General features: G+C 46.2%; 15 protein-coding genes and 1 other RNA gene. 15 read left to right on the top strand and 1 reads right to left on the bottom strand.

Going from position 1 to position 15834, the window contains the following annotated elements; genetic code table 11:
• Nucleotides 1-754 precede the first annotated feature (754 nt).
• A complete protein-coding gene (locus QT711_RS18380) occupies nt 755-886 on the bottom strand; it encodes a hypothetical protein (RefSeq protein WP_317946674.1) in 132 nt (43 codons plus the stop codon).
• 135 nt (nt 887-1021) lie between these two features.
• On the opposite strand from QT711_RS18380, the gene QT711_RS18375 reads away from it, so the two are divergent.
• The 15 genes from QT711_RS18375 (at nt 1022) to ssrA (ending at nt 15748) form a co-directional block, all read left to right on the top strand.
• Nucleotides 1022-1600 carry a LemA family protein gene (locus QT711_RS18375; protein WP_317946673.1) on the top strand — a complete coding sequence of 193 codons (579 nt, stop codon included), beginning with the start codon at nt 1022-1024 and terminating at the stop codon, nt 1598-1600.
• Nucleotides 1597-2415, top strand: a complete 819-nt coding sequence (locus tag QT711_RS18370) for a TPM domain-containing protein (RefSeq protein ID WP_317946671.1) — start codon at nt 1597-1599, stop codon at nt 2413-2415. The genes QT711_RS18375 and QT711_RS18370 overlap by 4 nt, the downstream gene beginning before the upstream one ends.
• 84 nt (nt 2416-2499) lie before the next feature.
• Complete coding sequence (locus QT711_RS18365; protein WP_317946669.1) at nt 2500-2727, top strand: glutaredoxin family protein; 228 nt, start codon at nt 2500-2502, stop codon at nt 2725-2727.
• Nucleotides 2728-2869: 142 nt separating this feature from the next.
• Nucleotides 2870-3316 (top strand): GNAT family N-acetyltransferase, encoded by a 447-nt coding sequence (locus QT711_RS18360; protein ID WP_317946668.1) that lies wholly within the window; start codon nt 2870-2872, stop codon nt 3314-3316.
• Between the two features lie 306 nt (nt 3317-3622).
• A complete protein-coding gene (locus QT711_RS18355) occupies nt 3623-4663 on the top strand; it encodes a sugar-binding transcriptional regulator (RefSeq protein WP_317946666.1) in 1041 nt (346 codons plus the stop codon).
• A gap of 30 nt (nt 4664-4693) precedes the next feature.
• The gene (gene gap, locus QT711_RS18350; RefSeq protein WP_317946665.1) at nt 4694-5701 is read left to right on the top strand and encodes a type I glyceraldehyde-3-phosphate dehydrogenase; all 1008 of its coding nucleotides are present in this window, start codon (nt 4694-4696) and stop codon (nt 5699-5701) included.
• A gap of 160 nt (nt 5702-5861) precedes the next feature.
• On the top strand, nt 5862-7046 hold the full coding sequence (locus QT711_RS18345) for a phosphoglycerate kinase (RefSeq protein WP_317946663.1): 1185 nt from the start codon (nt 5862-5864) through the stop codon (nt 7044-7046).
• Nucleotides 7047-7061: 15 nt separating this feature from the next.
• Entirely contained in the window at nt 7062-7823 is a 762-nt protein-coding gene (gene tpiA / locus QT711_RS18340) for a triose-phosphate isomerase (protein WP_317946661.1), read from the top strand.
• Nucleotides 7816-9342 carry a 2,3-bisphosphoglycerate-independent phosphoglycerate mutase gene (gene gpmI, locus QT711_RS18335; RefSeq protein ID WP_317946659.1) on the top strand — a complete coding sequence of 509 codons (1527 nt, stop codon included), beginning with the start codon at nt 7816-7818 and terminating at the stop codon, nt 9340-9342. Before tpiA ends, gpmI begins: the two co-directional genes overlap by 8 nt.
• Before the next feature lie 19 nt (nt 9343-9361).
• Nucleotides 9362-10657 carry a phosphopyruvate hydratase gene (eno, locus tag QT711_RS18330; protein WP_317946657.1) on the top strand — a complete coding sequence of 432 codons (1296 nt, stop codon included), beginning with the start codon at nt 9362-9364 and terminating at the stop codon, nt 10655-10657.
• 158 nt (nt 10658-10815) lie between these two features.
• Nucleotides 10816-11043, top strand: a complete 228-nt coding sequence (gene secG, locus QT711_RS18325) for a preprotein translocase subunit SecG (RefSeq protein ID WP_317946655.1) — start codon at nt 10816-10818, stop codon at nt 11041-11043.
• A gap of 531 nt (nt 11044-11574) precedes the next feature.
• Nucleotides 11575-12321 (top strand): alpha/beta hydrolase, encoded by a 747-nt coding sequence (locus QT711_RS18320; protein ID WP_317946653.1) that lies wholly within the window; start codon nt 11575-11577, stop codon nt 12319-12321.
• Nucleotides 12322-12408: 87 nt separating this feature from the next.
• Nucleotides 12409-14694 (top strand): ribonuclease R, encoded by a 2286-nt coding sequence (gene rnr, locus QT711_RS18315; RefSeq protein WP_317946675.1) that lies wholly within the window; start codon nt 12409-12411, stop codon nt 14692-14694.
• A gap of 123 nt (nt 14695-14817) precedes the next feature.
• A complete protein-coding gene (gene smpB, locus QT711_RS18310) occupies nt 14818-15285 on the top strand; it encodes an SsrA-binding protein SmpB (protein WP_317946651.1) in 468 nt (155 codons plus the stop codon).
• A 102-nt stretch (nt 15286-15387) separates the two neighbouring features.
• Nucleotides 15388-15748, top strand: a transfer-messenger RNA (tmRNA) gene (gene ssrA / locus QT711_RS18305).
• Nucleotides 15749-15834: the final 86 nt, after the last annotated feature.

The raw sequence follows: 15834 nt of genomic DNA, 5'->3' as shown, positions 1-15834 counted from the left end.
TGATTAGAAAAGAGATTATCGATTATACTAGACATAGATAGTGCATCCTCCTTGGTTTTTGTAGTGATTAACCTTGAGGATGCCCTATCTTTTTTGTGTTTACACAGACTATTGTACGTCACCGAAGCATGCCGCATTTGCAAGCTGTTCTTGCTCCATAAACGTGGGTGGTTTCTTTGTGTGATGGATTAGGTGAATCGCGCTGAATGGGTTTTGACAAATTAATGGTTTTCGTTTAAGGGACAGTAGAGAGGTTATGCGACATTTTGCTGGATTATGCGGCGAACGGCTGAGTAATGCGGAGTTCTGCCGAGTTATGCGGCAAACGGTTAAGTAATGCGGCGTTTTGAAGAAGTATGCCGCGTTCCGTTAAAGTATGCGGTGTTTGAAGGAAGCATGCCGCAATTGCAAACTGTCCTTGTTCCATAAACGTGGGTGGTTTCTTTGTGTGATGGATTAAATGAATCGCGCTGAATGGGTTTTGACCAATTAACGGTTTTCGTTTAAGGAACAGTAGAGAGGTTATGCGGCATTTTACTGGATTATGCGGCGAACGGATAAATAATGCCGCGTTTTGAAGAAGCATGCCGCATTTGCAATCTGTCTTTGCTCCATAAACGTGGGTGGTTTCTTTGTGTGATGGAATAATGAATCGCGCTGAATGGGTTTTGACAAATTAACGGGTTCATTTAAGGGAAACATCGTGAAAAAGGAGAATCGGTGATAAACGTGGGAGAAACGGTGATAACGTGTGCTAAACCGGTGATAAACGACCGAGAAACGGTGATAACACGCCGAGAATCGGTGATAACGGAAATAGGAGCGCTTCAAGTTCATTGACCAAAATCGTCTTTGCTAAAAAAAGCAGCATACTTGCGTTTGACAACGAAACTTTCCTGGAGATGGCTGAATCATTGGTTTGAAATGTGGATTTCTGTCATAGGCTTATGGTGGATGAGGACACGTTTAGTAAGCAGGCGATGTAGGGTATGGAACTATGAGTAAATAAGGGAGTGGTTGGATGAAGAAATTACTTGGACCGATTGGCATTATCATTGCAATTGTAGTTGTGCTTGGTCTTATTTTCGTGCCGAGTTACAACAAGTTTGTCAATCTAGAGGAGAATGTGGATCAGTCGTATGCACAAGTGGAGAATCAGTTGCAGCGGAGGTTGGATTTGATTCCAAACTTGGTAAATACGGTGAAAGGATATGCGAGTCATGAGAAGGAAGTGCTGACGCAAATTTCGGAGGCGCGTGCAAAGCTTGCGGGTGCGAGTGGGCCGGAAGAGCAGGCGGCTGCGGATTCTGAGTTGTCGAGTGCGTTGAGTCGATTGCTCGTCGTTGTGGAAAATTATCCGGATTTGAAGGCGAATCAGAACTTTACGCAATTGATGGATGAGTTGGCAGGTACGGAAAACCGGATAGCAGTTGCCCGACAAGACTACAATACTGTCGTTGCTGATTACAATAAGCAGACGAAACGTTTCCCGGGTAGACTCGTCGCGTCGATGTTTGGTTTTGGTGAGAAGGAATATTTTAAAGCGGATGCAGCTGCGAATGAAGCGCCTGAAGTTGATTTCGGAGATGACAAAGATTGATTCGTCGGACCGTCAGCTTCCTTTTAGCTGCCTGTCTCGTTTTGATTATGTTACCACGAGGGACGTTCGCAGCTGACATCCCTCCGTGGAATGCGGCGGATCAATATATCCAAGATCGTGCTGGGATTTTATCGAACGAGCAGAAAGCAGAATTGAATCGGCTCGGTAAACAGTTGGATGAAGGAACAACTGCTGAGCTCGTCGTATTGACGTTGCCGAGTATTGGTGACGAGCCGATTGAACAGTTCGCAGTCGATGCACTACGAGAATACAAACTCGGGAAAGCGGACAAAAATAACGGTGCGTTGCTCGTTGTGACGACTACGCCGAATTCCGAAGATGATCGACATTTTGAGTTGTCCACGGGTTACGGGCTAGAAGGTGCGTTGCCGGACGGGAAAGTCGGTCGCATCATGGATGAAGTGGCGGTACCGTATCTAGAGAATGAGCAACCCGACCTTGCCATTATGGAAGCGTACAAATCGTATTACAACGAAATTGCTAAAGAATACGGCTGGAATGGCGAGTTGGCTGACGTTCAACCACTTGAACGTGGTGATTCAGGCTTAGGCATTCCGGCGCCTGTCGTCATTTTCATCATCATCGTCCTTATCGGCATGTTCTCCGGTGGTCGCGGCGGCGGTGGAGGTGGTCGTGGAGGACGCGGAAGAAGCAGAAGTGGTCCCGTCTTTTTCCCGGGCTCGTTCGGCGGCGGTGGCTTCGGTGGAGGCGGCGGATTCGGTGGAGGCTCAGGCGGTGGTTTCTCAGGCGGTGGCGGCTCCGGTGGCGGCGGAGGAGGCGGCCGTAGTTGGTAATGAACAGGAGGAGGCTTGCAAATCAGTTGCAAGGCCTCCTCTTTCTTTTATACTAAAGAAAATGGAGAGTCGAGGTGCTTGTGCATGCATGTGCAGTTTTATACGAAAAAAGGGTGTCACTTATGCGACGAAGCGGAGTCTATGATGAAGCTTGTCCAAGAAGACTTTCCGCTTACGTGGACGACGATTGATATTGAATCGGATGATGAAAAGCATGAGCAGTATATGCTGATGATCCCGGTCATTGAGAAAGACGGGGAAGTATTGTTGTTTGGAGCGATCGGGTATGTCGATTTACTGGAGTTGTGTTAAACAATGATTGGGCAATGATGTGATGATTGATTCGTTTATTTGTTAGTAATGAATGAACGCACATGCACTACGATAACTATTTATGTAATGAATATGAATTTAAATATTTTCTGGAATCGTAAGTTGAAGGAGACCTTTAAGAATGATTAATTGGACTATAAGAAAAGCAGATGTAAGTGATGCTGATGGGCTTCAGAAATGTATGCATAAAGCCTATTTACAGTATGCGGATCGGATAGATATTCAAACTCTACCTCCAATGAATGTAAATTATAAGGATGAAATAGCTTTTTTTCCAGTTTGGGTGGTGGAGAATAAACATCAAATAATTGCTGGATTAGTATTAGTATTTGAAGAAGATCATGCATCACTTGCTAATATTGCAATAGATCCTGACTTTCAAGGTAAAGGGTTAGGGAAGTTTTTACTGAACTTTGCAGAACAAGAGACTAGACATAAAGGGTATTTAGAGATGGAATTGGCTACTCATGTTTTATTCACTGAAAATGTATCATTTTACACTAAACAAGGGTGGATTCTCGTAGGTCAAGATGGAACGAAGGTATATATGAAAAAACAATTGATATGAGACTTTCACACACGGGTACGCTAATGGAATAAAAGAGATACAGAAGATACGAGAGACCATTCTCTTGTATTTTTTTATTTGAGTGCTATTGACCTAAAATCAATATGCGAAAATCCAAGTATATGAAAAGGAAGGACATGCGATTTACTAACGGATTGTCATTCATTTCCCCAAATAAACTAAAAAAGTTTGAATATACTAGTGAAGAGGTATATACTTGCAGTATCAACTATATTTTTTTGCAATAGGTGGGACAAAATATTAATGGGTGGGCATAAAGTGTCCTACTAGAAAGTGAGGCTTTCCGTGAACTCGAATATACTCGAGGCGCAACGAAAGCTTGTGCCAGAAATGGTGGATGTACTCCATCGACGTTATAAATTATTGACTTTCATTGAGATGTCCGGGCCGATTGGGCGGAGGCCGTTAAGTTTGCTTGCGGGTTTGTCGGAGCGCGAGTGTCGAAATGAGATGGAGAGCTTGCGCGAATTGGATCTCATTCGAATCGCAAAAGAAGGAACGACGATTACTGCGGAAGGGGCAAAAGTGCGGGCGGCTCTTCAGCCAAGCATCGATGAGTGGACGGGACACGGCTTGATCGAGAGAAAGCTGCAGCGTTTATTGCACATCGAGCATGTGAAAATTGTGCCGGGCGATAGTGATGCCAATGATGCGGTGAAAAACTTGTTGGCGAAAGAAGCAGCGAACGAATTTACGGAGCGCATTGGTGACGGAGAAATTGTCGCGGTTACCGGTGGGACATCGGTTGCGGCGATCCCACACTATATGCACTCGTTTGAACGAGCCGCGCACTTGCACTTTATTGCAGCAAGAGGTGGTGTGGGGAATGACATCGGCCTACAAGCGAACGTTATCGCAGCCTCGTTTGCCCATGCGTGTGGTGGGACGTATAGCACGTTTTACTATCCTGAGTCACTCAGTGGTGAAGCGCATGAAGTGTTCAAAAAGGAACCGACGGCGCAGAAGATGATCGATTTGTATGAAAAGACCGATTGTGTCATTCACGGAATCGGGGATGCACAACGGATGGCTGAAATGCGCAATACACCGAGCGAAGAAACGGAAAAACTGCAACAAGATGGCGCAAAAGGTGAAGCGTTCGGATATTATTTCGATGAAAATGGCAAGATTGTACACAGGATCAGAACAGTCGGCATTCAAACCGAGCAGTTGAAAAAAGTGCCGCTCATCATCGCCGTTGCAGGTGGCAAGGCGAAAGCGGACGCGATTGCTGCGTATATGGCGAGTGCGCCTGAGCAAACGCTTCTTGTGACGGATGAAGGGGCAGCACTGGAAATCATCCGTAAATTAGAGAGTACGTCTTAACGACATCAACCATATTTGGAGGGAATTCAAATGACATTAAAAGTAGCGATTAACGGATTCGGACGGATTGGAAGAGTTGTATTCAGAGAGGCAAGCAAGCACGAAGAACTTGAAATTGTTGCGGTTAACGATTTGACGGACGCACCGATGTTGGCGCATTTATTGAAATACGATTCTGTGCACGGAATTTTTGACGCGGAAGTCGGTTCAGAAGACAATCATCTTGTCGTCAACGGGAAGAAGATTAAAGTTTACGCAGAAAAAGACCCAGCGCAATTGCCATGGGGAGACTTAGGTGTGGACGTCGTCATCGAATCCACAGGTGTGTTCAGAGACGAAAAAGGGTTGATGAAACATATCGAAGCGGGCGCGAAAAAAGTGATCTTGTCTGCACCTGCGAAAGGCGACGTGAAAACGCTCGTCATGGGTGTTAATGAACACGAATACGATGCGCAAACGGATAAAGTCGTGTCCAACGCTTCTTGTACGACGAACTGTCTGGCGCCTGTCGTAAAAGTGTTGAATGACCAGTTCGGCATCGAACGCGGGATGATGACAACCGTGCATTCCTACACGAACGACCAACGTATTTTGGATTTGCCACATGACGACTACCGTAGAGCAAGAGCGGCAGCTGAGTCTATGATTCCGACGACAACGGGTGCTGCATCAGCGGTGACAAAAGTCATTCCGGAACTAAAAGGGAAACTTGATGGCATGGCGGTACGTGTACCGACGCCGAATGTGTCACTTGTCGATTTCGTTGTCGAACTGTCAAAAGACGTTACAGTGGAAGATGTGAATGCTGCACTGAAGCATGCATCTGAAAATGAATTGAAAAACATTCTTTACTATAATGAAATTCCACTCGTCTCAAGAGACTACAATGGCAACACGGCTTCATCCACAGTTGACGCACTTTCTACGATGGTGTTGGATAACAACATGGTGAAAGTTATTTCTTGGTATGACAACGAGTCGGGCTACTCTGCACGTTGCATCGACTTGGCACTTTATATGCAAAAACAAGGCATTTGAGGCCAATCAATATAAATCATAGCCAATCGATAGGCTACACCTTATAATAGATAAATGGGTAGGAGGAACGGTGTACAACCCGTTCCTCCTTTTTACTAGCGTGCGTATGAAACAGCTTACTGTTCGTACGCGTTACTACTCTTGGAGGTGTGCAGTTTACATGAATGCCAAACAGACGATCAAGGATATGGACCTAACAGGAAAGCGCGTATTTTGCCGGGTGGATTTCAATGTCCCGATGGAAAACGGTACAGTGACGGACGATACAAGAATCCGTGCAGCCGTACCGACGATTACGTATTTGGTCCAAACGGGCGCAAAAGTCATTTTAGCGAGTCATTTAGGGAGACCAAAAGGGGAAGTGAAAGAGGAATTACGCCTCTCAGCTGTTGGTGAACGATTGGCTGAACTTCTTGGTAAACACGTGACGAAGCTTGACGACTCGATTGGAGCAGACGTAGAACAAGCAGTAGCTGCGATGAACGATGGCGACGTTGTGTTGCTTGAAAACGTCCGTTTCCATGCAGGGGAAGAGAAAAACGACGCGGAACTTGCAAAGCAGTTTGCTGCACTTGCGGATGTATTTGTCAACGATGCGTTCGGTGCTGCTCACCGTGCACATGCGTCCACTGCTGGAATTGCTGCGCATATCCCTGCGGTAAGTGGTTTCTTGCTCCAAAAGGAACTGGATGTCCTTGGCAAAGCGTTATCGGATCCGGATCGTCCTTTTACTGCGATTATCGGAGGTGCGAAAGTAAAGGACAAGATTGGTGTCATTGATAATTTGTTGGACAACGTCGACAATTTATTGATCGGTGGCGGTCTTTCCTATACATTCACAAAAGCACAAGGATATGAAACAGGCAATTCACTTGTTGAAGAAGATAAGATTGAACTCGCACAGTCGTTTATTCAAAAAGCGAAAGAAAAGAACGTCAATTTGTACTTGCCAATCGATGCGGTCGTAGCGGATGCATTTTCTGAAGAGGCGAACGTTCAAACGGTGAAGATCGATGCGATTGAATCCGGTTGGATGGGGCTCGATATCGGACCTGAAACGGCTGCATTGTATGCGGACGTCATCCGTAACTCGAAACTTGTCATTTGGAACGGGCCGATGGGCGTATTTGAAATGGCGCCGTTTTCAGCTGGAACGAAAGAAGTGGCATTGGCAATGGCAGAAACCGAAGCATATACCGTAATCGGTGGTGGTGATTCTGCTGCAGCTGTTGAGAAATTTGACGTTGCGGAGAAGATGGATCACGTGTCTACAGGTGGAGGCGCTTCCTTGGAATTCATGGAAGGGAAAGAACTTCCGGGCGTAACGGTATTGAAAGATCGATAATTAGGAGGGAAAACTTTGCGGAAACGAATCATTGCAGGAAACTGGAAGATGTATAAGACGATGGAGGAAGCGAAGCAATTTGTTACAGAAGTGAACGAACGCTTGCCGCAGTCCGAACAAGTCGACGCAGTCGTTTGTCCACCTTCTCTCTATTTGGCAGCGCTTCAGTCAATGACGGAAGGCCGTTCATTGCAAATCGGTGCGCAAACGATGCATGACGTGGCGGAGGGCGCATTTACAGGCGAAGTAAGCCCGAAGATGTTATCTGCATTGCACATTCCGTATGTCATTTTAGGGCATTCGGAGCGTCGTCAATATTTCAATGAAACCGATGAAACGGTGAACAAGAAAGTACTGGCAGCATTTGCGAATCAATTGACACCAATCGTTTGTGTTGGGGAAAGCCTTGCTGAACGGGAAGCAGAAAAAACGGTAGAAACAGTTGCGTTGCAAGTACAGAAAGCATTTGAAGGCGTCACAGCAGAACAAGCGAAAAATGCGATCATTGCGTACGAACCAATTTGGGCGATCGGTACAGGCAAAACAGCGACTGCCGAAGATGCGAATATTGTTTGTGAAGCAATCCGTGTGGAAATAGATCACTTGTATGATGAACAGACAGCTGCAGCAATCCGTATCCAATACGGCGGCAGTGTGAAGCCTGGCAATCTAGGCGAGTTGCTGTCCATGGAACATATCGACGGTGCGCTTGTCGGTGGCGCAAGCCTTGAAGCAGATTCATTCGTGAAAATGATTGAGGTTGCAAGCCATGCCTAAAGCACCTGTTGCATTGATCATCTTAGACGGTTTCGGATTGCGGGATGAAAAGTATGGCAATGCGGTAGCGCAAGCGAACACGCCGAATTTCGATATTTTATGGAACAACTATCCTCATTCGACGCTTACAGCTTGTGGTGAAGCGGTCGGTCTTCCGGAAGGCCAAATGGGCAATTCGGAAGTGGGACACTTGAATATCGGAGCGGGTAGAATTGTCTACCAAAGCCTAACGCGCATTAATAAATCGATCAAAGACGGCGATTTCATGATGAATGCAGCGTTGCTCCGTGCAATTGAGCATGTGAAACAAAAAGGCTCAGCGTTGCATCTGATGGGCTTGCTGTCCGATGGTGGCGTACATAGCCATTACGAGCATTTATTCGCTTTGCTTCGTCTTGCGAAAATGAATGGCATCGAAAAAGTATATGTCCATGCATTTTTAGACGGCCGGGATGTAGGTCCGCAAACTGCACCTGGCTATATTGAGAAGACCGAAGAAGTGATGGAAGGCATCGGTGTCGGGAAGATTGCTACGGTATCGGGTCGCTATTACGCAATGGACCGCGATAAACGATGGGACCGCGTAGAAAGTGCTTACCGTGCAATTGTCGACGGAGAAGGAGCTCGTTTTCAAACGGCGATGGCAGGAGTTTTAGCTTCGTATGACGAACTAGTACATGATGAATTCGTGATCCCGTTTGTCGTGGAGCAAGATGGACAACCTGTCGCAACGATTGAAGATGAAGATGCGGTCGTTTTCTTCAACTTCAGACCGGACCGAGCGATTCAATTGTCACGGGCATTCACGGATCCGAAGTTTGACGGCTTCCATACCGGACCAAAATCATTGGAACAAGTAAAATTCGTGACGTTTACACATTATAGTGAAGACGTACAAGCGGATGTCGTGTTTACGAATGTCGACTTGACCAACACACTTGGTGAAGTGCTATCGAACAATGGACTCCGTCAATTGCGTATTGCGGAAACGGAGAAATATCCTCATGTAACATTTTTCATGAGTGGCGGTCGGGAAGAAGAGTTCGAAGGTGAAACAAGGATTTTAATTGCCAGTCCGAAGGTGGCTACGTATGACTTGAAGCCAGAAATGAGCGCAGTCGAAGTGACGGAAGCGCTGCTTGCGGAAATTGAAGCTGATCGACAAGATGCGATCATCCTCAATTTTGCAAATCCAGATATGGTCGGTCATAGCGGATTGCTCGAACCGACGATCAAAGCGATTGAAACAGTCGATGTGTGCCTCGGTAGAATTATTGATGCGCTCTTACTGAAAGGCGGAACAGCGATCGTCACGGCGGACCACGGCAATTCTGATGAGGTCGTAACGCTTGAAGGCAAACCGATGACGGCGCATACGACGAATCCAGTGCCGGTCATCATTACAAAGACCGACATTGACCTTCGTGAAGGCGGTATCTTATCCGATCTGGCGCCGACAATGTTGAAACTGCTAGACCTTGAACAACCGGCAGACATGTCCGGAACACCATTATTCTAATTAAAGGGAGAGAATTGTTATGCCAATCATTACCCACATCCAAGCTAGAGAAGTTCTTGATTCACGCGGAAATCCGACGGTTGAAGTTGAAGTGTTCACAGAAAGCGGCGCGTTCGGACGTGCAATCGTTCCATCCGGTGCTTCCACAGGTGAATATGAAGCGGTTGAATTGCGTGATGGCGATAAATCCCGTTACTTAGGAAAAGGCGTGTTAGCTGCAGTTGATCACGTAAATGAAGTGATTGCAGAAGAAATCGTTGATAACTATTCAGTGCTTGACCAAGTTGTCATCGATAAAGCTTTGATCGAACTAGATGGTACGAACAATAAAGGGAAACTTGGTGCGAATGCGATCCTTGGTGTATCCATGGCAGTTGCACACGCAGCGGCAGATTATTTGGATCTTCCACTTTACCAATACCTTGGCGGCGTGAACGCGAAGCAATTGCCAGTACCGATGATGAACATCCTCAATGGCGGTGAGCACGCGGATAACAACGTTGACATTCAAGAATTCATGGTCATGCCGGTTGGTGCGGAATCATTCCGTCACGGATTGCGCATGGGCGCTGAAATCTTCCATAGCTTAAAAGACGTGTTAAAAGGAAAAGGCTTGAACACAGCAGTTGGTGACGAAGGCGGCTTTGCACCAAACTTGGCATCGAACGAAGAAGCTCTTTCGACAATTATGGAAGCAATCGAAAAAGCAGGCTACAAGCCAGGCGAAGAAGTATTGCTTGCAATGGACGTTGCGTCTTCCGAGTTTTACGATAAAGAAGCAAACACGTACCGCTTAGCGGGTGAAGGCATTACGAAAACTTCTGAAGAGATGGTTGCTTGGTATGAAGAGCTTTGCTCAAAATATCCAATCGTTTCAATTGAAGATGGTCTAGACGAAAACGACTGGGCTGGACACAAGCTATTGACAGAGCGTCTTGGCGGTAAAGTCCAATTGGTTGGGGACGATCTATTCGTAACGAATACAGAGAAGTTGGCACGTGGGATTGAAGAAGGCGTTGGCAACTCAATCCTTATTAAGGTGAACCAAATCGGTACATTGACAGAAACATTTGACGCGATCGAAATGGCGAAACGCGCGGGTTATACAGCTGTTATTTCTCACCGTTCTGGTGAATCCGAAGATACGACAATTGCGGACATCGCTGTTGCGACAAACGCAGGTCAAATTAAGACAGGTGCTCCGTCTCGTACGGATCGTGTGGCGAAGTACAACCAACTGCTTCGTATCGAAGATCAGTTGGATGAAACGGCTGTGTATCTAGGAGCGAAGACGTTTTATAATTTGAAGAAGTAAGTAGCGACTTAGCATATGATTTTCGCTCCGTGCGAAAGGAAGCACAAACAGCCGGCGATTGTCGGCTGTTTGTGGAATAATCAAAAAGATATTGTAACAATATGTAATGTTTGCTAGAATAGAGATAGTGTTATGTTCGATTCGGGAGGTGGAACAAAGTGCATGCTTTGTTTATGACGTTGCTAGTTATCGTGTCATTGGCGTTAATCGTTGTTGTGTTATTGCAATCCGGAAAAAGTGCAGGTCTGTCAGGAGCCATCTCCGGTGGTGCCGAACAACTTTTTGGGAAACAGAAAGCGCGTGGGTTGGATTTAGTGCTTCAACGCGTGACAATTATACTTTCAATTTTATTTTTCGTGTTGGCGATTGCCATCGTGAAGATTTGATGGGTAGTTAACGAATTGCATACATGTAACGCCTGGCCACCCGTATGGTCGGGCGTTTTTTTCTCTTTGGAAAAGGGAAGGGTATAAAGAGGATAGAGAGGAATAGTAAGAACGATGATTTCCGTTCCGGGCGGACGCTTTCCGCGGGCACGGCTTCAGCCGCTTCCCTCGCTTCGCTCAGTCCAGGGTCTTCAGCTCGCGCTGTTCCCGCAGGAGTCGCCGCCCTGCACTTCAATCATCTAAGTGTCCTTCATTTTACTAGGTAGTAAAATGAATAATGCCTTTGCATAAGGGCATGCCAATTGTTCGTAAGTGCTATACTGCCTAAGTACGCAGAAAATCAGACAATCTAACACGACTGAGTTATACTGATTTAATTTGTGTAAGGCAAAAGCTAACATGAAAGTGGACTAAAACGATATTAAGGTACTCTGTTGTATTGTGATGGATTTCATACATACTAATTTCAAAAACGTTTTTCTTAATATGAAGATTTATTGATACATACATACTGAAAGGATGAGTATAGATATGAGGATTGCGCAGCCGAAGCCGTTCTTTTTTGAGAGTGGGAAGCGGGCGGTTTTGTTATTGCATGGATTTACGGGGACGTCGGCGGATGTACGGATGCTGGGACGTTTTTTGGAGAAGAAAGGGTATACGTCATTGGCGCCGCATTACAAGGGACATGGTGTGCCGCCTGAGGAATTGATTGAGACCGGGCCGGATGAGTGGTGGGAAGATGTTGTCGCGGGGTATGAGCAGTTGAGAGATGCAGGGTATGAGGAGATTGCAGTTGGTGGATTATCGTTAGGTGGTGTATTTTCATTAAAAATCGGGGTTACACTGCCTGTAAAGGGAATTGTGACGATGTGTGCGCCGATGTCGATGAAGACGACGGATCTCATGTTTGAAGGTGTGTTGAAGTATGCGGCGGATTATAAGAAGTATGAAGGAAAATCGGCTGATGTTATCGAAAAGGAAGTAGGGGCGTTACGCAATCGCTCGATGCATTCATTGCCTGCTTTGCGTTCACTCGTGTATGATACGCGGGATGAGCTGGAGAAGGTGAAGGCGCCGTTGTTCGTTGTGCAGTCGCGTGACGATGAGGTAATTGACGTGGAGTCGGCGAATGTCATTTATGACGAAGCGTCTTCGACGAAAAAGGATTTACAATGGTTTGAAAAGTCAGGGCATGTCATTACGCTCGGTCCGGAAAAAGAGGCGCTTCATGAAGAGGTGTATCAATTTCTTGAATCCCTTGACTGGAACGTGTGAAAATGGAAATAGATGACGATAGTTAGAAGTGGAGGGATGGTATTGGACTTTTTTGATGAAGAACTACGGACAAGATTATTGTCTTTTATGAGAGAGGAATCGTATAAACCGCTGACGGTTCAAGAAATCCAAGAGGCGTTAGGGATTGAAGGCGCTGCGGAGTTCAAGGAACTGGTGAAGATGCTTGTTCACCTTGAGCAGAAAGGGGACATTGTCCGCTCACGTACCAACCGTTACGGTGTGCCGGAGCGCATGAATTTAGTGCGCGGAAAGTTCATCGGGCATGCGAAAGGCTTCGGATTTGTGACGCCTGAAACGGAAGGAATGGATGATATTTTCATCCCACCACCGGAAGTGAACGGGGCGATGAACGGCGATATCGTGCTTGTCCGCGTGTCGAAGGGCTCGTATGGCGACCGTCGTGAAGGAACGATTATTCGAATTGCGGAACGCAAAACGACGAAAGTGGTCGGGACGTATCAAGACAATCGTGGATTCGGTTTTGTCATTCCTGATGACAAGAAATTGCCGATGGATATTTTCATTGGCAAAGGCAACTCGCTGGACGCGGTAGATGGCCATAAAGTGGTCGTGGAAATTACCGATTGGCCGAGTGATATGAAGTCCGCGACGGGAATGGTTGTGCAGATTCTTGGGCACAAAAACGATCCAGGTGTCGATATTTTATCGATTATTCATAAGCATGGGATTGAAGTTGAATTCCCTAAAGAAGTAATGGATCAGGCGAATAAAACACCGGATGAAGTGCAGGAAAAGGATCTATTCAAACGTCGTGACTTACGGGAAGATGTCATCATTACAATTGATGGGGCAGACGCGAAAGACTTGGATGATGCCATTTCGCTTGTGAAAAATGATGATGGGACGTATACATTGTCTGTCCATATTGCGGACGTGAGCCATTACGTGCAACAAAATACACCGCTGGACGATGAAGCGTATGAGCGAGCGACGAGTGTGTATTTAACGGACCGAGTTATTCCGATGTTGCCGCATAAGCTTTCAAACGGGATTTGTTCATTGAACCCGCATGTCGACCGATTGACGTTGTCTTGTTCGATGAAAATTGACCGCAACGGGAAAGTTGTCGATCATGAGATTTACGAAAGTGTCATTAAGTCGAAAGAGCGGATGACGTATACGGATGTATACAAAATCATCGAAGAAAAAGATGAAGAGCTCATGCAAAAGTACGCGCATATCGTTCCAATGTTGAATGACATGGCGGAACTTGCTTCGATTTTGAGACAAAAACGAATTGACCGTGGGGCTATTGACTTTGATTTCAAAGAGTCGAAAGTGCTTGTGGATGACAACGGTTGGCCGACGGATATCGTGTTGCGCGAGCGTACGGTGTCTGAACGACTCATCGAGGAATTCATGCTTGCTGCGAATGAAACGGTTGCGGAACATTTCCATTGGTTGCAAGTGCCGTTCTTATACCGAATTCACGAAGATCCGAAAACCGAGAAGCTGCAACGTTTCTTTGAGTTTTTGACGAACTTCGGTATTGTCGTGAAGGGCTCTGGCAATAAAGTGCATCCACGCGCATTGCAGGAAATCGTGGAATCGATTGAAGGCATGCCGGAAGAGACGGTTATCTCAACAATGTTACTTCGTTCGATGCAACAGGCGAAGTACTTTGAAGAAAGCCTTGGCCACTTCGGTTTATCGACGGATTTCTATACGCATTTCACGTCTCCAATCCGACGTTATCCGGATTTGATCGTTCACCGATTGATCCGTACGTATTTGATTGAAAAAGATGTGTCTGCGCAGACGGTCGCGCATTGGAATGCCAACTTGGCTGAAATCGCGCAACATACGTCTGAACGTGAACGTCGTGCGGTTGACGCAGAACGTGATACGGACGCGTTGAAAAAAGCGCAGTTCATGCTCGATAAGATCGGTGAGGAATTTGACGGCGTCATTTCTTCCGTTACGAATTTCGGGATGTTCGTCGAGCTTGAAAACACGGTGGAAGGACTTGTCCATGTCAGCTATATGACGGATGATTATTACCGTTTCGACGACCGTCAAATGATGATGATCGGTGAGCATACAGGCAAGCAGTTCCGAATCGGGGATGAAGTGACGATTCGCGTCGTGTCTGTCACACCTGAGGAATCGGCTATCGATTTTGAAATTGCAGGGATGAAGCAATCGTTCCATCGTGCGCGCAAAGAGACGCCGAAAGTCATTCATGCGAAAAAGGGCGGCGGTAGAAGCCAATCTGAAAAGCCGAAAGGTGATAAGAAGACAGGTGCCGGTTCGCCGAATGCGAAGAAGAAGTTTTACGAAGGCGTAGCGAAAAAGAAGAAGAAAAAGCCGGCTACGCGGAAGAGGAAGTAAGCGTGTATTGCATCAATTGAGGCGGTTGTCTCATCGATAGATACGCATGTGGCAATGGACGCCAGAGGCTAAGAGGCATAAAGCTGCTAGGCGTCCAGCGCTTTTGAAGAGGGGGAGAACGGTATGGCAAAAGGTCAAGGAAAAGTGATCGCGATTAATAAGAAAGCGAATCATGATTATGCGATTGAAGAAACGATTGAAGCAGGCATTGTGCTGCAAGGGACGGAAATCAAGTCCGTGCGTAACGGGAAAGTGCAAATTCGAGATGCATTCGTGTTGATACGGAATAATGAAGCGTGGATTTCCAATATGCATATTAGCCCGTACGACCAAGGGAACCGGTTCAACCATGATCCGTTGCGTTCTAGAAAACTATTGCTTCACAAAAAGCAGATTGCGACATTGATTGGGCAAACAAAGCAAGAAGGGTTTGCGATTGTTCCGTTGAAAATGTACTTGAAGGACGGCTTTGCGAAAGTGTTAATCGGCGTTGGTAAAGGGAAGAAACTTTACGATAAACGTGACGACTTGAAGAAGAAAGAAGCGAAGCGTGAAATGGAACGCGCATTCAAAGCAAAACAGCAGTATTGATTTTTACGTTAATATCCTGTATACTGATTGTAGTGAAATAGTTCAGAAGCCTTTTACAGGCATTCCGGGCATCCCTTTGAAGGTCTAACCACCTTTTATATCGGGGACGTTACGGATTCGACAGGGGTGGTCTGAGCTTGAGCTGCGCGTCGGAGGGCTCGACTCCGTCAGAAACGGCAGTTAATAATAACTGGCAAAACAAACAACAACTTAGCATTCGCAGCGTAAGCTGATGAATCTGCCTAGCAGTTCCATCGCCCATGTGGCATTGTTAGGCTCAACTTAAGTGGGATACGGTAGCGGTCGCCTCCTGAGGCCGTTACAAGAGATTATCAGGATAGCGCTCACGGATAGCCTTGATTGACGGCAAACGTGCGCGCGAACCTAAGTAGTCAATCTACACGCGTAGACGCTGAAGTGTTGGAGCCTTTGGACGCGGGTTCGACTCCCGCCGTCTCCATAAGATTTTATGGATAGTAGTACAGAAAGAAGCATTGTTTCCAAATTGGAGATTTATGCTTCTTTTTTTTAGAATCTATGTATAGGAAA

This window comes from Sporosarcina saromensis, assembly GCF_033253735.1.
GTDB classification, from domain to species: domain Bacteria; phylum Bacillota; class Bacilli; order Bacillales_A; family Planococcaceae; genus Sporosarcina; species Sporosarcina saromensis.
This window is presented reverse-complemented; position numbering and strand designations above follow the sequence as displayed.

Bases quoted from the DNA above. Each gene is read 5' to 3' on its own strand.
- QT711_RS18375 (WP_317946673.1), top strand. From the start codon at position 1,022: ATGAAGAAATTACTTGGACCGATTGGCATTATCATTGCAATTGTAGTT.
- QT711_RS18365 (WP_317946669.1), top strand. From the start codon at position 2,500: ATGCATGTGCAGTTTTATACGAAAAAAGGGTGTCACTTATGCGACGAA.
- QT711_RS18360 (WP_317946668.1), top strand. From the start codon at position 2,870: ATGATTAATTGGACTATAAGAAAAGCAGATGTAAGTGATGCTGATGGG.
- gap (WP_317946665.1), top strand. From the start codon at position 4,694: ATGACATTAAAAGTAGCGATTAACGGATTCGGACGGATTGGAAGAGTT.
- QT711_RS18345 (WP_317946663.1), top strand. From the start codon at position 5,862: ATGAATGCCAAACAGACGATCAAGGATATGGACCTAACAGGAAAGCGC.
- gpmI (WP_317946659.1), top strand. From the start codon at position 7,816: ATGCCTAAAGCACCTGTTGCATTGATCATCTTAGACGGTTTCGGATTG.
- eno (WP_317946657.1), top strand. From the start codon at position 9,362: ATGCCAATCATTACCCACATCCAAGCTAGAGAAGTTCTTGATTCACGC.
- QT711_RS18320 (WP_317946653.1), top strand. From the start codon at position 11,575: ATGAGGATTGCGCAGCCGAAGCCGTTCTTTTTTGAGAGTGGGAAGCGG.
- rnr (WP_317946675.1), top strand. From the start codon at position 12,409: ATGAGAGAGGAATCGTATAAACCGCTGACGGTTCAAGAAATCCAAGAG.
- smpB (WP_317946651.1), top strand. From the start codon at position 14,818: ATGGCAAAAGGTCAAGGAAAAGTGATCGCGATTAATAAGAAAGCGAAT.